This is a genomic window from Parabacteroides gordonii MS-1 = DSM 23371 (genome assembly GCF_000969825.1).
Taxonomy (GTDB): Bacteria; Bacteroidota; Bacteroidia; order Bacteroidales; family Tannerellaceae; genus Parabacteroides; species Parabacteroides gordonii.
In genome coordinates this window covers 1514086-1530195 of record NZ_KQ033919.1, presented here as the reverse complement: position 1 = coordinate 1530195, position 16110 = coordinate 1514086, and the positions used below count along the sequence as shown (strand labels likewise).

Here is a 16110-nt window from a genome sequence, read left to right as displayed (position 1 = left end):
AATTCCCTCTTTTTTACACGAAAGCAATTGTCCCTCAAAAAAATGACTAGAAAAAAGGAACGTTTTGGCTAGTCATTTAACAATTGCCAAACGTATCGAATCTAAGATTAAAGAACTTTTAGGAACACTATTATTAATATTAAAATTTAAATTTATGAACAAAAAGTTTTCTACGCTTGTAGCTAGCTTACTGTTTGCTACTTGTTTTGGCGCTTCTGCACAAACGTATGTAGATACAGAGATCGCTAGTGGCTCTACGTTTTTATTAGGAGCCGGTGGTTCATGGGCCGCAGGTAATGAAGCCGACAATGTGTTGACCATTAATGACAAGGGCGAATTAGCTTTGTTGCCTAAAGCTGATGTAAAAACTGCTTCTAAAGTTAACCGTGCAAAAGCATTATGGAAAGTATCTTATACACAAGATGCTCACAAGGCTTACACTTTTACATTTGTAAATGAGTCAACAGGCCAGACTTTGGTATTACCTAAATCTGGTGCTGCTACTGCTCATGTGGCTGAAGGCTTGGGCGAGTTCGTTTGGTTGGATACAGCTACACCTGGTGGGGATGAAGCTCTTGCTAACGGTGATTACAAATTGTATACGGTTGCTACATTGGCAGCTGAAGGGAGTACTGCTCCTGATCCTACAACTGGTGGTATTATCGAAGTTGTTTTGGGTGGCAAGGAAACTGCGTTTGCTAAGGCTATTGCGGAATTGAACAAAGTAACATCTAAAACATCTCTTACTGCAGAAGAAGTAACTGCTGTTAAAGCAGCAACAAAAGTATTGAAAGATGCTAATGCAGGTGTTATAAATAGTTCATTCAATGGCATGATTGCAGGTCTTGAAGGTGTGACTACCACTACTAATGTGTCTACTTCTTTTTCGGGTTTAGGAACAGCTTTAACAGCACTAGAAAACTACACCTCTGAATTCGGTGATGTAACTATCGATAAAGATGGTAATTTGGGTGGTATTATTGCAAGCGATAAAACTGTAGCTCCTGCTGGTGGTAAGAATTATCTGAAAGGAACAAAAGTTGTTACTGCAACCGCTTTGGCATTCGCTCCGGCTATCGTTGGTGAGTTGGAATTACCTGATGCAACAGAGCAAGTTGCTGCTACTACTTTGGCTACAGAAGATGCTTTGCTTGCCTCTTTTGTTAGAGAATTCAAACAAGCCTCTGATGCAGCTGACGGTTCTACCGTATCAGTAAAATTCGGTTTCACAACTCCGAAAGATAAGAAAGTTCAGAGCAATCCTTTGGCAGATAAAGAATATCAGTTGGTATATCGTAACCTTTTAATGCAGACATCTGGTAAGACTTATGCAGATGATGTAAAGACTGATGCTGAAAAAACAGCTGCAAAAAAACTTGTTGCTAGTTATCAAAAGGTAGCCATGCTGAAAGTAAAAGGCGAAAACGAATATCTGACAATTCTTCCTGCTACTTACGAAACAGGTACAAACGATACTTACTTCAAACTGGTTTTGAATAAGTTGAATGCTGTATCTGATGTTATAGGAGGTACAGGTAGTGCAGACCAAAAATTCTATGCTCCTGCAACAGACTTTGCTGGTTCTTACTCTTTCACTATGGATTATACAGTAGAAAACGACTCTGTTTCTATTAAACCGGCATTCGTATTTGATAAAGGGGCTGATGGTAAGACTACAATTGCTGCAAACACTAATCAGGTTGTATCTTTCAAAGACTTCTCTAACATTGTTGAGATGACTGTAATTGCAGCTGATAAAGCTACAGACAATACATTGGATATCGATCCGTGGAAGATCTCAACAAACGGTATGGGTGGAACTCCGGATGCAGTTGTTACAACTATCGAATCTGGTATCTATGTTATCGAATGTGTTTCAGGTGTAAAGAATGGCGATAATGGTAAGATTTATGGTGCTAAGACTGATCAGTCAAATGCTTGGATGGCAGATGCAGAAAATGTTTGGTCTAAACTTCCGTTTGCACAGTGGGTTGCAAAGAAAGATGCCGATGGCCGTGTAACAATCTGGAACCGTGAAACAAAAGTAAATCTTACAGGATCAGATAAAGCTATCCAGTTATACAAAGCCGGTGACAATGTGTTTGCTTACGGCGTTGTAAGTGGTGATACGCTGAAAATGACGAAGATCGCTGACGGTGGTGAAAGACTGGGTTACTTTGATGCTCCTCTGTATAAGAAATATCAGTTGACTTATTTCAACGAACTGGATGCAACAAAGAAAGTAAATGTAAATAAAGATGGTGTCCTGTTTGTTGACACAAAAGGTGAAGCATTGGATTTCATTCCTGAATTAGTTAAGATTTTAGACAAAGACACTACAGTTGTAGAATCTGGTTCTAAAGATATCGCTACTAACCTGAAGATGGTTGCTTACAGACTGACAACTACTGTTAAGGGTGTTAAGATGTATGTGGGCGAAAAGAACGGAAGCTATGTACTGACTGCAACAGATACTGATGCAAAAAGCTTCTGGTTGCGTGAAACAATGCATAGAGGTGACGACAAGACTCCGTTCTATGTACTGTATACTACATCAGATGACAAAAAAGTTAGTGTAAACGACAACGACCTGCATTTGTATCAGGAAGCTGCCGGAACGGAAAACCGTACTTCAATGTTTGCTTTGACAGGTGAACCGGCTCCTCTTTATCGTCGCTTAGGTGCAACTATTGAAGATGCCATTGCTAAGAATGATACTGCTTATGTAGAATTCTTCAAAGCAGACGAAGCAACTCGTTTCTTGTATGAAAACTCTTCAAACATTGTTGCTAACAATGGTACAGAATTTGCAAAAGACAGCCTGAATTTCTTGGGTATGTACAATAAGGCTGATATGAAACGCAATGCTTCTATCTTTGTTGATACTGCTTATGTTCGCAATGAAACATACAAACCGTTGTATATGCTGGCTTTGGGTGTTCAGTTTACTGAAGGTACTGATTCTGTTCCTTGTCCTATTCATGGTTATGCAGAAGATTGTCCTCACTGGACTGCAGGTACTCCGTCTTATACGGAAGGTCGTTATTTGGTGACTTTGACAGACTCTGTTGCTGCTGGTAATACTTCTGCTATGTACCAGGGTAATGATCGTCTGGCATTCGTTCCGGCTAAACATATTGCAGACACATTAATCATAAACAATTCAATTTATACTACTGATAAGCACAATCTTGATAAGGATAGCTTGCTTATGGAAGGTGAAAACAAGATGAATGCTGCAACATTCGCATTCCGTCTGGTTGATGATAGCAATGCCGCTGACTTCTATATTGAAGCAGAACCGAAAAAAGTAGATGATGAAATGAAAGCTCAATATGTTCGTATCCATAATGGTATACCTGTACTGGTAACAGAACTGAGCGAAGCTGCTATATTCAATGTAAATCCGACAGAAGAAACTCCGACAGCTAACGAAGATATCAACGCTTCTTCTGTATCAGTTATCGCTGGTAACGGTGTTGTAACGATCAACGGTGCAGCCGGTAAGAAAGTCGTTATCACTAACGTACTTGGTCAGACAATCGCCAACACAGTTCTTTCTTCTGACAATGCCACTATCTCTGCTCCTGTAGGTGTAGTAGTGGTAGCCGTAGAAGGTGAAGCAGCTGTAAAAGCAATCGTAAAATAAGAAACTATTTATAATCAATAAATTTGACTGCGCGGTTGTTTTCTCTATGTAATTTTAATCAATCAAGTACCCCGTGAGGGTGAACAAGCGGTCAATATTAATACTAAAGTAATGAAATAAAGTTCTTCTGTTCGATCTCTGTGAAGAGCAAAAACAGACAAAAACAAGCCCCGGGGGATTCGTTCTCCGGGGCTTCGTTTTTATAGAGAAGATTAAATCAACGGCCATCGGCCTATTATTAACAATAAAAATGAACCCAATGAAAAAAAATTGGACGCCGTTCTGCTGACAGAGACGGCACAGGAGTTGAGACTCCACTGCGAGCAGCTCGAAGGAGAACTTCGGGAAGTGAAAAAACAATGTAACAAACTGGCACATATGCTGGAGCATGCTGTCTGGGAAGACGATATGATAGTGGAAGAAACTATCGTCTTCAACGGACTGACCGCCGATTTCGTGGAACTGATCGGCCCGCTGGTGATGAGCCGTAAATGGAAAGTGAACGATAGACATGAAGTAAAACCTTTTCTTCGTTCGCTCTACTCGATCTTTCGTATATGCTACGATCCGGAGAAAGATTTTCTGACATTGGGAGCGTTGACGAATGCAGTGCAAAACTATCTCGACATTTACGACAAGACTAACCAGTCCGAATAATTTTTTTTGCCGGAGCCTATGTTTCTCATAATAAAAAGTAAAAGCATAGGCTCCTTTGCTTATTATATCTACCTTGAAAGCAATAATGATTTCCTCAATTTAAAACTATCTGTTATGATAAAAGTTACTGTGTTTGCCCGGTTTAGAACCTGTATGGGCGACGTCGATCTGATCGACATCCTTTCCGATATCCGTAATGGCAAGTATGCCGCGTCTGTTAACCGTATCCGCGTCTATATGGACAAAGAGAATTCCGAAGCTGCCGACCAGTTGAAGAAAGGACTGCCGGCCGTAACCATCTCTGCCACCTACCGCGGAAAACGCCTGGCAGAGTGTATGACGGCCTACAATCCGTTGATTATCCTCGATTTCGACAAACAGAAGAAGGCCGATCTGCCCCGTCTGCTCGGGCTGGTGCGCGAGGCTGCCTATACGGTGGCCTGCTGGGTCAGTCCGCGCGGTCATGGCCTCAAAGTCATTGTCTATCCGGCTGTCGGGCTTGACCTGACTCCTCAGAACCATTTGGCTGTGTATAATCTGGTGAAAGACTGGTACGGGCGCCTGCTGGGGGTCGAAGCCGATACTTCGGGTAGCGATGTCGGGCGGCTCTGCCTTGTTTCGTACGATCCGCAGCTTTACCTCTCTCCTCGCTTCGAGCCCTGGCTGAAAGGGGAGGGCGCTTTGCCCGACGATCTGCCGCCGATAAAAGCCATTACCGGGAAAGATGTGATGCAGCTGATCTCTTCCGCCCGTAAACGGACTACCCGCAAGTTTGCCTATACCGAGGGCAACCGCAACAATTTCGTACATCTCTTTGCCGCCAACTGCAACCGGCTGGGGGTAGTGAAAGAAGAAGTGCTGAAGTATGCCTGCAAAAACTTCGCCGACTTGCCGGCTGAAGAATGCCTGCAAGCGGTTGGTAGTGCTTATACGCATGCAGAGGAGCATGATACTGTGAAAAGGACGTCCCGTTCGTCCCGCGGGGATGGTTTTGTGGTTCAGATACAAGAGTTTCTGGCCGCAAACTTCAAGCTTCGCCGCAATATCGTCCGGCGTATAGTGGAGTACCGGAGCCTGACGAAGCATGATGCTTTCCAGCAGGTGACCGACTATTGGGAAAACTCCGTCTGGTGTGCCTTGCAGAAAGCGGGTGTGTTTTGCCGTGTGTCTGACCTGCGGGCGGTGATCCAATCCGATTTCAGCCCCGAATACAACCCTTTCCAGTCTTACTTTGAAAATCTGCCTGCCTGGGACGGGGAGACAGATCCTATCGGACAGCTGGCGGCTACCGTCGATACCACTTGCCCCGAATATTGGGTGAAATGCCTGAAGAAATGGCTGGTGGCTGTCGTGGCCTGTGCCATTAACGAGCGGAAGGCAAATCATACGGTCTTGTTGCTGAGTGGGGCACAGGGGCTGGGTAAGACTACCTGGCTGCGTAACCTCGTACCACCCGTGCTTAGAAACTATGTCTATTCCGGCAATCTCGATCCTACGGCCAAAGACTCGTCGCTCCTGATGAGCGATTGCTTCCTGATCATCCTCGACGAGTTGTCGGGACAGAGCCGTGTGGAGTTGAACCAGCTGAAGGCCCTGATCACGAAAGACTCCATCCTCGAACGCCGCCCGTATGCCCGTAATGCGGAGACGTTCGTGCGCCGTGCTTCCTTTGCCGCCACGGTAAACGACAGCCAGATACTGACCGACCGTACAGGTTCGCGCCGTTTCCTTTGTTTTGAGACGCTCCGGATCGATTATACTTCCGGGATAGATCATGCCGCCATCTATGCCCAGGCATTGGGGCTTTATAAGCAAGGGTTCCGCTACTGGTTTGCCGACAAGGATATAACGGAGATAAACGAGAACAACGAGCCTTTTCAGCAGTCGAGTCCCGAAGCGGAATTGCTTTTTACTTATTTCCGCAAACCGGTGCGTTTCGAGGTCTACATTTTGCTTTCCACCAGCGAAATTATGGCCAAAATAGCGGAACGAACACGCTATTCCGTGACCACAATGAGCGTAAATCAGCTTGGAAAAGTGTTAAAAAGTGCCGGTTTTGAGTCACAAAAGAGGCACGGAAAGCGTCTTTTTGCCGTCATTGAACTCACAAATGACCAGATAGAAGCCCGCCGCAAAGGTTTTGGGTATGATCCGGTAGATGGGGTGGATAATTCTGATAATAAGGAAGATAGTGGTGGTGTCCATCCTGATTATAAACTCCCGTTTTAGCAATCGGGGGCGGATGGGGGCGGCAAAAAGCCCTTTTGGGAAACTTCTGTATAGTATGTTCCTTGTTCCATCTACGAACCCTTCATAGATGGAACAAGGAACATCATATTATAAAGTTTTCAAAACAGCCATTTTGCCGCCCCCATCCGCCCCCCGAATAAAGAAAATGGCTGCCGCACCTATTTTATTTTGCTGCGGCAGCTACTGAAAATGACTGCAGCAGCCAGTAAAAACAGCTGCCGCAGTCATTTTCTTTTCTTCAGGGTTCTCCCAGGTGCTCGATGATACATTCCACCTGACGGGGCGTGAAACTCCGTACGCCGGGATGGTAGCCCAATTCAAGCAGTTTCGCTTTCAGCACGCCATGATAATTGATCCACCGCCACAGTTGCAGGATGGCCGCCCTGCGGCTCAGGTGGGGGCTGTAAAGTGCTGCCAGTTCGCCGATCCCGTAGGCTCGTATCGTGAAGGTTGTTTGTTCCATAATATGAATAGGTTTATTTCTCTAAGATACGAAAAATCAATGGATGTATCAAGTATTTGCTTCTTTTTTTACTTATGCATTCCTTTTAGTTCTGCGAATGAATTATCTGCAATTATCTGAAATAAAATGTCGCTTCGTTACGTCCTGTCACCTGTGACTTCAACAGGGGCAGACGGTGGTCGTATCTTTGATATGTAATTAATAATCAACTAAAAACAACAAAGTTATGCCATTACAATTTCATTTGGTTCTTAGAAAGAACCTGAGTAAAAATGTGGAAGCGGGGAAAGAGAAACTCCACTATGCGCAGACCCGGGCAACGGGGACATGTACCTTCGAGGAGTTGTGCAGTATCGTTGCTGATAGCTCCACCGCTTCGAGTGGTGATGTGAAGGTGGTGATAGACCGCCTGATCAAATTCCTTCTCTTGTTTCTGGCTCGCGGAGAGGTGGTGCAATGTGGCGAGCTGGGTACGTTTCAGCTGGTGCAGACCAGTTCGGGAAGCGTTACTGCGGAGGAGTTCACTTCCAGTATGTTGTACCGTGCCCGCCTTCGTTTCCGCCCCGGGCCGAAGTTGCGTGAGCTGATCCTGACGGCCAAGAGCGAACGTTTCAAGCTCGAAGAGTCGAAGCCGTCGGAAGGTGGCGGTAGCGGCAGCGGTGAAGACGATCGCCCCGTGATCGAGTAGTTATCCATAGAACCGGTCGCAACGTATGGATAAGCAATCATTTACCTCGAAGTACTTCCCCGCCGCACGTCTGGCGGGTGAGTTGTACGGACTGAACCCGGTAGTGATCCTGGCTCAGTCTGCAATCGAAACCGGCTGGGGTGAGAGCACCCTGGCTACCCGCTACAATAACTTTTTCGGGCTGACGGGCTATGGCGTTACCAATGCTTACTGGCATGGTGGCAAGACGGATCCGGATAAGCCGGACGGCCTGTTGTTCCGCCGTTACGACCGGCCTGAAAACAGTTTTCTCGATTTCGCCCGCCTGATCTCTACTGTCTACAAACAGGCGGCCGCCGTGAGCCATTACCCCCGGGCATACGCCCGTGAGATCGCTTACAGCCGGTATATCAGTGAAGTGAACGGGGATAACCGTGAGACATATTGCAGGATGCTGGAAAGCATTGCACAGTCGCTGGTACCCCTGGTGTATAATCTAAATAATGAAAGCGTATGAGTGAGAAAGGAAACAAGGTGAGGACGATCCTTCAGTTTATCATGGAATTGTTGGGGTTCCTGTTAGGAAGAAAGAAGCAAGGGTGATTTAGTGCCGGGGGATGCATATCCCCCGGTTACTCCTGTATGTGAGGTTATTAAATTCGGTGATATACTTTATCAAAAGCCACTCTCCCTCGTTCTCCCCAGATCCCTTTGTTGCCATCCCGCGTTCCGCAGGCAATGACCATATTTATTTCAGCGCCATGAGGCAGTTTCAGGAGCTTTTTGATTAGTTTGCTGTCGAAACCTTCCAACGGACAGGTATCATACCCCTCATTTGCCATCGCGATCATAAAGGTTTGGGCGGCAAGCGCACAGGATTTATGGACAACGACACGCATATCGCTTTCGGATACCTGACGCATCATAGGACGGAAAAGGCCGATAGCCCTGGATATTATAAATCTCGCAAACCCCAAGATCCCGTAAAACCGGGCATAGATAAACGGCATTATTTTCCCATAGTACAGTTCCCTGTCTTTGATGCGTTTCTCCTGGCGTTCTTTGGGACTGTATCGTTTAATGTTCTCTTTTTCAAAATCGAGGACGAACTTCGCCCGCTCCTTATACAGATCCTGTCGTGTAACGAAGACAACGACCTCGGACGCTGTGGAAGTAGCCGTTTGATTGAAACAGGCTTTTGATATGCTTGCCAGTAAATCGGGCTGCGTGATATGGTAAAACTCCCACAATTGCATGTTTGAACTGTTGGGTGCCAGAGTTGCCAATTCCAGGCAGTGCTTTACCTTTTTGGGATCTATATGTTTCTCTTTGTCAAATACCCGCACGGAACGGCGGTAATTCAAAACATCTTCTAAATTCATCATATATAAATGTATATAGTTTGATACTCGTATTAAATTAAAACAAAATTTTCAGTCGATTGTCTTTCTACCGGAAGGGCTTTTAACATGATTTACGTCATCCGGCTTCTTTCTTTATGCGTAAGCTGATCGCAGCGCAAACCACATTAGTAACCGCAAAAGCCGTAAAAGAATGAGCCGCCGACGTATATTGAATGCTGCCGAGGAACATGATCCGGTTGCTATGCTGTAACCTTATGTATCCAAGCCTGTATCGCTTTCCTTTTTGCATAGCAGATACCGATAACCGGGATAGCCAGTATGCCTGCAAAGATAGCGATCATCTTTATCCAGGCGATCAGGATATTGTTCTCCCGGAGCAGGTGGGCGTGGTCGTCGGCCGGTGCGAAGCTCAGGTTGGCTACTTTGGCTACCTTTCCCAGCATCTCCATCGGGATGGAACCGTCGGGGATATCCTGGTGGCAGGCCATGCAGGTTCCGGCACGGGCGAGACGGTCGCGTTGGGCAACGGTCAGCGGCATGGAGGTAGGCCAGTGGGTGTCGATGGTCTGTACCTGTTTGCCTTCCGCATCCAGCAGTTGCATAAAGTCACCGTGCAGGTCTTTGATAGCACTGATCTGAGCTTTGGTAAAGCGGCTGACGTTTTCCCGGTCGGCTGTTACGACATCGGCATAGCGAGTGGTTTGCGGTTCGGAGTCGTATACGCCGCCGTCCATACCGTATCCCATAGCCACCTGGCTGCCGTGGCAGTCGGAACAATCGCGCGAAGCCCTGGAGGTGGTATGCGGATTTAAGGGAGCCAGTTCCATAGCGTCATATCCTTCGGCCGTTTTTGCCACACGGTTCCAGACGATCGTTTTCCCATCGGGGCCGATCACTGTACCGACGGTTTGTATAACGCCTACCAACGGCGTTACACGTCCTTCGCCATTTACGCCCAGCGGCGGATTTTCCCAGCGCATATGACTGTAATCGCCATAAGTAGGGGCACCGGGTTGCATTACATAACCGCCGTTCCGGTCGGCGGATGTACCGTCCGGATTTACTTTCTCGGCGGAACCAAGCCAGTCGATCGAGTTTTTACTGTAATCAATCACGTATTTGTATCCGTAATACTGTGCCGCCCAGGTAGAGTGGCAGGCATAACATTCCAGCTTATCCATGTGCGATTTAACGGCTACCATTGCAGTCTTCGCTTTTACCGGATCCGACCAGCTCCCGTCTTCGGCCATCTGTTTGAGTACGAGGACTTCAAAGTCGAGCCCGGTTTCGGAATGGACGATAACTTTGTTATCCTTCTTTACCACATTCCCCAGTGCGTTCCCGCGGGCGGACATCAGGTAACCATCCTCTTTCGGATAAACGGTAGCAAACCGGAGGGTAACATCCATCGGCTTGTCCGCCAGACCCCGTGCCTTGTCCATGTCGAGTGTTTTCCCGAATTCGTCGCCGTAACCGATCGGCAACTCCCAGGGATATTTGTCGGGGGTACCGTGGCAGTCGGCACATTCTATTTCGACGGTAGCGAGTGTGGTTGTCCCGATATTCCCGTTTCCATGCATGGAGTTGGTGGTATGGCAGTCCTGGCATAGCAATCCGGTAACGGTTTTGCCGTCCTTGTCTATTTTATGATGCGCATCGTTGCGGATATATTTGAAGACGTATCCCCCGTTGGTTTCCTGCGGCAGTCCCTGCTCGTCGAACGGCCCCCGGTTGTCGCTGTGGTCGAGCGCCATCAATCCCTGGTAGGCATGTCCGATCCGTCGTCCGGCCGAGTGGCAGGCGGCACAGGTAGATACCTGGATGCCGGAGAATTGTTTACCGTTTACCGTAATGGCCGATTTTCTGGAACCCTGCATAGCGTGAACCATCAGGTGTCCTTTTTCTGTCTTGCTGATCGACGGGTCTTTTCCTTCGTAATATCCTTCATTACCGTAGAGGGTATGGCAGGCGGCACAGCCCATGCCACGAAAATGTCCCCTGTCCTGCATACCCTTGTTGCTCAGGTGGCAGGCGTTGCAATTCCTCAGATAAGTATAGGCAGCCTGTTCGGGCATACTATCCAGTTTGCTCAGGGTTATTTCCGGCACCTGTTTCAGTTCGTCGGGGAACTGTCCCGGATAATTCTTTGCCATTTCCTGCATATAAGCTTTATAGGTCTCGGAGCCGAAGCGAGGTGTCGGGCCGTCCATATCTTTGGTGTGATGGTCGGCATAGATGTGGTCGTGGTTCTCTGTGCCGATCCCCCAGCTCCAGAGGATGGCTTTCATTTTGCCGGCATCGGTATTCATATTGGAGAGGTGCACATTGTATGTATGGTCGCCGTGGCACTGGCCGCAGGTATTCTCATTTACCTGTAAGGCGCCGGGGACAGGAGTGAATCCGGATAATTTGCTCCCCGCAGGCTTTCCGGAATGGGCTTTCACCTTATTCACCGTTTCGTTCGGATTACCACCGTGGCAGACTACGCAACCGTTCGGATCGCCTAAGGCTGCGCCTTGCTTCATGATACCTTCCATCATGCCCGATTGGAGTGGACGGGTGGGTTCGATCCCCTGGTGGCAGGTCAGGCAGTATTGGTTCTCCGCCGGGAATGGCTCGCCGGGGGTAGAGGGGGACAGCAAGGCTTTATCCGGTACGCTTCCCCTGGCAGGAGTTGCAGCTACTGCGGTGGAGATATTCCATATATTCAGATAATAGTTGATAATGAAAAGGGCAGTAGCCGCCATAACGCATGTCAATACTGCATCCGTCAGTTTTTTGCAGAAAGTGTTTCTCCCCATGGTACGCACAGATAAAATGATTAAACAATGTTATTCCGATTATTTAATAATAACAAAACGGGATTCGGAAAGGTTTGTGGTTTTCCGGTATATTTATTCGTGCAGGCTATAATTTGCAGTCTTTGGCTGATTTTGCTCCTTTCCGGTAAACTTTTTGTGGATTGATAAGTTATATAAAAAAGGGTGAAATGCAACAACGGATATTAATTCCCAAACTTAATGATAGACATGAAACAAACGACATTAGTATTATTGGCTTGCCTGTTCCTTTCGTTAATCGCCGCACATGGAGAAACTTCCGGGGCAGATGCTGCGCCCGTAGCTGTCAAAAAGGAGATACCCCGCCTGAAGTTTAATGGTTTCCTGCGTTTTAACTATAACTATTCCGATTGGAAAGAAGGTTCCCGGAAGCGTTGGGGCGACCTGGGATATGACCTGTTTAAGCTGGGGGTGGAAGGTTCCTACAAAAAGATCCTGCTGGATGTGGATTTCCGCTTTTACGCCAAGGCCTCGGGAGGTGCCATGCTTAAATCCGGGTGGATCGGTTATCAGTTTAACGAGAAGCAGCAGATACAGGTGGGGCTGACCCGCGTACCTTTCGGCATACAGCCTTACGGGGCACATAATTATTTCTTTCAGATCGCTTATTACTTAGGCCTTGAAGACGATTCGGATATGGGCGTGAAATATATGTACACCGGAGATAAATGGGATTACTCCCTGGCCTTTTTCAAGAACTCGGAAGAAGAACTGTTCGGCTCCGATACGGAAACGGCAGGCGACCGTTACAGCTATGATGTGGCCGGCCGCAACAAAGAAGTGAACCAGTTCAATGGCCAGGTTTTCTATAAATGGGGGAATGAAGTCAAACAGAAACTGGGTGCTTCCGCCGAATTCGGAATGCTCTATAACCTCGACACCGAGAAGAATGGCACACATTATGCCTTTGCCCTGCATCACGAACTTTACTGGCAGGGTCTGAGCCTGATGACGCAGATATCCACCTTCGCCATGCATCCGAAGAATGCTCCGGGTGAAGACCGGAATATTGTGACCATGACGGCCTTTAATGCGCCTTATGAAATGGCGGCAAAAGCGAATATCTATTCTGTCAGTGCCGGTTATACGATACCTTTTAAGAAAGGGATCGTCGATAGTATTAAGTTCTATAACGATTTCGGGTGGATGCAGAAACGGGATAAGCAGTTTAACGACAGTTTCCAGAATGTCACCGGCTGTCTGGTCACTGCCGGGCCGGTTCTGGCCTACATCGATTATGCACAAGGATTGCATCAGCCCTGGCTCGGCCCCGACTGGAATGCTTTCGGGGCAGGGACGGGCAGTAACTCCTGGCATGCACGGTTCAATATCAGCCTGGGATATTATTTTTAAGTAGTTGCCGGCAGGCGATCGGTATTACACCTTACGCAATCAGGTAGGCCGTATAGGCGATATAGCAAAGCACCATGACGATTCCTTCGATACGGGTGATCGTCCGTTTCCTGATAAACAGGCCGAACAGGTACAGTAGCACACAGGAACCGATCAGGACACCGAGGTCGATGTTCGTGATTCCTTGCATGTTCAGCGGGCTGATCGTTGCGCTGCATCCCAGTACGAAGAATATGTTGAAGAGGTTGGAACCGATCACATTCCCTATCGCCATCTCCGGGTTCTTCTTCAGTGCGGCGACTACCGAGGTGGCCAGCTCCGGCAGGGAAGTACCACCGGCTACCAGCGTCAGGCCGATGATCGACTCGCTGACACCCAGGCTGCGTGCGATGCCCGAGGCGCCGTTCACGAAGAACTGTCCGCCATAGATCAGTCCGACCAGTCCACCCAGAATGAACAGGCTCGATTTCCAGACAGGCATCAGCTTTATCTCTGCTTCGCCTTCGCTGTTCCCGTCGCGGGCAATGGCAAACGTGTAACCGAGGAAGATCGCGAAGAAACATAGCAACAGCATACCGTCGCTGCTGCTGATGGTGTTTTGTGCAGCGCCGTTTATCAGCACATCGTTTCCGCAGATGAACAGCACGACCGAAGCGAGGATGCACAACGGAATCTCTTTGCTGAGCGTCCCTTTGTTCATCCCGATAGGGACAATGGCCGCCGTACAGCCTACGATCATAAGGGTATTGAATATATTACTTCCGACAACATTCCCGATAGCCATATCCGCACTACCTTTCAGTGCCGATACAATGCTGACGGTCAGTTCCGGGGCGGATGTACCGAAAGCGACGATCGTTAATCCGATAACAAGGCTGGAGATGTTAAAGCGTTTGGCTACCGAAGCAGCCCCATCGGTCAGTGCATTAGCGCCGACCAGGATGAGGAGTAGTCCGCCGATCAGGGCAACGATATCCATTAGAATGGCAGATCGTCGATCGGGTTAGCCGGGCCGAAATCGGGAGCGGCGGGTGCTGTCGGGGCAGATGCCGGTGCAAAATTATCCGGAGTCATGGCTCCCGGTGCAGATACCGGTGCGCCGGCCATCGGGCGTTCTACCTTCCAGGCACTGATGTTAGTGAACCAACGTCCCTGATATTCGCGGCTGTCTATATCGATCGATACGGTCAAAGTTTCTCCGGGTTGAATAGCTGCCTGTGCGATGCGGTCGGCACCGAAGATCTGGAAGCATACTTTTTTAGGATATTGTGATTGATCGTTCATCTCTAATACGTACTCCTGTTTTTTCCACTCGTTTCCGCTTTTACTTGTGCCGCCCTGTTCAGGTAGTACGGCAATAATCTTTCCCGTAATTTCCATATTTATGTTTTCTTAAATTGTCGGCGAAGATACGTTTTTCTCGCGTAACCTGCTAATTGTTTGACTTAGATTTTGTCTTCCTGGGGTAATTCGGAAGGGTCGAGCGCATCGAAAGCCGCTTTCATGGAAAGCAGTTCTTCCTTGATTTGTTTCAGCTTGTTCACGATCTCTTCCTGCCGGATAGTAGTCTCCCTGTTGTCTTTTAGTTTCTGGCGGGCGCCGGCCAGCGTCATGCCCCGTTCCTTCACCAGATGGAAGATCAGGCGCACGGCGTCGATATCTTCCTGCTTGTAGAAACGGGTACCTTTGGCCGTTTTGCGCGGGCGGATAATATCGAATTCCTTCTCCCAGAAGCGCAAGGTCGATTCATTGACGTCGAACATCTGCGCCACCTCGCTGATGGAGAAATATAACTTCAGGTTTTTATCTTTATTTAATGCCATCGTCTTAAAGAAGCTTAATCCATTACCTGTCCGTGGTTCTCTGCAATCTGGATCATACGGTCGTATTCTTCAGGTGTGAGATCCATATAATAGTATCTGGACGGATTGTCGTGTTTACCCCGGACGATCACTTCGTAATGCAGGTGAGGCCCGGTAGATTTACCTGTATTACCCACTTCGCCAACTACTTCGCCGCGTGTCACTTTCTGTCCTACACGCTTCTTGAATTTGCTCATGTGGCCGTATAAAGTCTGGAATCCGTAACCGTGATCGATCATCAGGCAGTTTCCGTATCCCTGTTTCCAGGCGGCAAAGGTCACTACGCCATCGCCGGTCGCATAGATCTCCGTTCCAACCTTGGCGGAGAAGTCCATGCCGGAGTGGAAGCGGGGAGTTCGGTAGATCGGGTCGATACGTACCCCGTAGCCGGATGCCGTACGCCGCAGGTCTTTATTGGAAATAGGCTGGATAGCCGGGATGCAACGGCTCCGTTCTTCCTGGTTCTTACCCAGTTTGATCAGTTCCTCCAATGAGTTGCTTTGTATATAAAGTTGCTTGGCAAGCATATCCATCTTTTGGGTGGTCGAAACGACCAGCTCCGGGTTAGGCAGGTTCAGGAGGTGCTCGTAGCGGTTGGTTCCTCCGAAGCCCGATTTACGTACCGACTCGGGGATAGACTCTGCCTGGAAAATGGCGCGGTACAGGTTCTCGTCCCTTTGCTGGATATCGTCCAACACTTCGAGCGCATTGCTCAGGCGGAGCGAAAGTACTTCATACTGAGTCTGCAACAGCTTGTTTTCCTTCTTCATCAAGGATTCTACCGGCGAGTCTATCGTGTACATCAGAATGAAAAATGCACCGATCCCTATTGCCGCTCCGATACTCAAATGACGAAGCACAATAAAGAAACGATCTTTGGCGGAAGGGTAAACACGCTCGTAATTGAGTGTGCTTGGGTTATATAAGTAATATGTTTTTCTTGTTTTAAACAGTTTCATTGAATATTTTATAGCTTGGATACGTGCAAAAATAATAATTTGCTGT

The 16110-nt window shown here is 47.8% G+C and carries 13 protein-coding genes; 6 read left to right on the top strand and 7 right to left on the bottom strand.

What is annotated here, in order from left to right:
* The first annotated feature begins 154 nt into the window (after window positions 1–154).
* The 3 genes from HMPREF1536_RS06180 to HMPREF1536_RS06170 all read left to right on the top strand — a co-directional run bounded on the left by HMPREF1536_RS06180 (window position 155) and on the right by HMPREF1536_RS06170 (window position 6535).
* A complete protein-coding gene (locus HMPREF1536_RS06180) occupies window positions 155–3649 on the top strand; it encodes a DUF6383 domain-containing protein (protein WP_028727242.1) in 3495 nt (1164 codons plus the stop codon).
* A 270-nt stretch (window positions 3650–3919) separates the two neighbouring features.
* On the top strand, window positions 3920–4306 hold the full coding sequence (locus HMPREF1536_RS06175) for a hypothetical protein (protein ID WP_225607976.1): 387 nt from the start codon (window positions 3920–3922) through the stop codon (window positions 4304–4306).
* A gap of 114 nt (window positions 4307–4420) precedes the next feature.
* Window positions 4421–6535 carry a VapE domain-containing protein gene (locus HMPREF1536_RS06170; protein ID WP_028727240.1) on the top strand — a complete coding sequence of 705 codons (2115 nt, stop codon included), beginning with the start codon at window positions 4421–4423 and terminating at the stop codon, window positions 6533–6535.
* A 259-nt stretch (window positions 6536–6794) separates the two neighbouring features.
* Here the strand turns inward: HMPREF1536_RS06170 and HMPREF1536_RS06165 are convergent, their stop codons facing one another.
* Window positions 6795–7019, bottom strand: coding sequence for a DUF4248 domain-containing protein (locus HMPREF1536_RS06165; RefSeq protein WP_028727239.1), 225 nt, complete (start codon window positions 7017–7019; stop codon window positions 6795–6797).
* 226 nt (window positions 7020–7245) lie between these two features.
* Here HMPREF1536_RS06165 and HMPREF1536_RS06160 point away from each other — a divergent pair, with 226 nt between their 5' ends.
* Both HMPREF1536_RS06160 and HMPREF1536_RS06155 read left to right on the top strand, forming a co-directional pair.
* Complete coding sequence (locus HMPREF1536_RS06160) at window positions 7246–7707, top strand: HU family DNA-binding protein (RefSeq protein ID WP_046151782.1); 462 nt, start codon at window positions 7246–7248, stop codon at window positions 7705–7707.
* A gap of 25 nt (window positions 7708–7732) precedes the next feature.
* Window positions 7733–8203, top strand: a complete 471-nt coding sequence (locus HMPREF1536_RS06155; RefSeq protein ID WP_028727237.1) for a glucosaminidase domain-containing protein — start codon at window positions 7733–7735, stop codon at window positions 8201–8203.
* A gap of 136 nt (window positions 8204–8339) precedes the next feature.
* Here HMPREF1536_RS06155 and HMPREF1536_RS06150 read toward each other — a convergent pair whose 3' ends face one another.
* Together HMPREF1536_RS06150 and HMPREF1536_RS06145 are read right to left on the bottom strand one after the other, a co-directional pair.
* Window positions 8340–9068 carry a nitroreductase family protein gene (locus HMPREF1536_RS06150; protein WP_028727687.1) on the bottom strand — a complete coding sequence of 243 codons (729 nt, stop codon included), beginning with the start codon at window positions 9066–9068 and terminating at the stop codon, window positions 8340–8342.
* 221 nt (window positions 9069–9289) lie between these two features.
* On the bottom strand, window positions 9290–11851 hold the full coding sequence (locus HMPREF1536_RS06145) for a hypothetical protein (protein WP_052349825.1): 2562 nt from the start codon (window positions 11849–11851) through the stop codon (window positions 9290–9292).
* A 219-nt stretch (window positions 11852–12070) separates the two neighbouring features.
* On the opposite strand from HMPREF1536_RS06145, the gene HMPREF1536_RS06140 reads away from it, so the two are divergent.
* Window positions 12071–13243, top strand: coding sequence for a hypothetical protein (locus HMPREF1536_RS06140; RefSeq protein ID WP_233426398.1), 1173 nt, complete (start codon window positions 12071–12073; stop codon window positions 13241–13243).
* A gap of 31 nt (window positions 13244–13274) precedes the next feature.
* Here the strand turns inward: HMPREF1536_RS06140 and HMPREF1536_RS06135 are convergent, their stop codons facing one another.
* The 4 genes from HMPREF1536_RS06135 to HMPREF1536_RS06120 form a co-directional block, all read right to left on the bottom strand.
* Entirely contained in the window at window positions 13275–14222 is a 948-nt protein-coding gene (locus tag HMPREF1536_RS06135) for a calcium/sodium antiporter (RefSeq protein WP_028727689.1), read from the bottom strand.
* A complete protein-coding gene (locus HMPREF1536_RS06130; RefSeq protein WP_028727690.1) occupies window positions 14222–14623 on the bottom strand; it encodes a DUF3127 domain-containing protein in 402 nt (133 codons plus the stop codon). The genes HMPREF1536_RS06135 and HMPREF1536_RS06130 overlap by 1 nt, the downstream gene beginning before the upstream one ends.
* Before the next feature lie 65 nt (window positions 14624–14688).
* Window positions 14689–15066 (bottom strand): MerR family transcriptional regulator, encoded by a 378-nt coding sequence (locus HMPREF1536_RS06125; protein WP_028727691.1) that lies wholly within the window; start codon window positions 15064–15066, stop codon window positions 14689–14691.
* A 14-nt stretch (window positions 15067–15080) separates the two neighbouring features.
* Complete coding sequence (locus HMPREF1536_RS06120; protein WP_028727692.1) at window positions 15081–16064, bottom strand: M23 family metallopeptidase; 984 nt, start codon at window positions 16062–16064, stop codon at window positions 15081–15083.
* Window positions 16065–16110: the final 46 nt, after the last annotated feature.

Coding starts and splice junctions, on each gene's coding strand:
- HMPREF1536_RS06155 (WP_028727237.1), top strand. CDS start 7,733: ATGGATAAGCAATCATTTACCTCGAAGTACTTCCCCGCCGCACGTCTG.
- HMPREF1536_RS06120 (WP_028727692.1), bottom strand. CDS start 16,064: ATGAAACTGTTTAAAACAAGAAAAACATATTACTTATATAACCCAAGC.
- HMPREF1536_RS06140 (WP_233426398.1), top strand. CDS start 12,071: ATGATAGACATGAAACAAACGACATTAGTATTATTGGCTTGCCTGTTC.
- HMPREF1536_RS06125 (WP_028727691.1), bottom strand. CDS start 15,066: ATGGCATTAAATAAAGATAAAAACCTGAAGTTATATTTCTCCATCAGC.
- HMPREF1536_RS06170 (WP_028727240.1), top strand. CDS start 4,421: ATGATAAAAGTTACTGTGTTTGCCCGGTTTAGAACCTGTATGGGCGAC.
- HMPREF1536_RS06150 (WP_028727687.1), bottom strand. CDS start 9,068: ATGAATTTAGAAGATGTTTTGAATTACCGCCGTTCCGTGCGGGTATTT.
- HMPREF1536_RS06130 (WP_028727690.1), bottom strand. CDS start 14,623: ATGGAAATTACGGGAAAGATTATTGCCGTACTACCTGAACAGGGCGGC.
- HMPREF1536_RS06160 (WP_046151782.1), top strand. CDS start 7,246: ATGCCATTACAATTTCATTTGGTTCTTAGAAAGAACCTGAGTAAAAAT.
- HMPREF1536_RS06180 (WP_028727242.1), top strand. CDS start 155: ATGAACAAAAAGTTTTCTACGCTTGTAGCTAGCTTACTGTTTGCTACT.
- HMPREF1536_RS06145 (WP_052349825.1), bottom strand. CDS start 11,851: ATGGGGAGAAACACTTTCTGCAAAAAACTGACGGATGCAGTATTGACA.
- HMPREF1536_RS06135 (WP_028727689.1), bottom strand. CDS start 14,222: ATGGATATCGTTGCCCTGATCGGCGGACTACTCCTCATCCTGGTCGGC.
- HMPREF1536_RS06165 (WP_028727239.1), bottom strand. CDS start 7,019: ATGGAACAAACAACCTTCACGATACGAGCCTACGGGATCGGCGAACTG.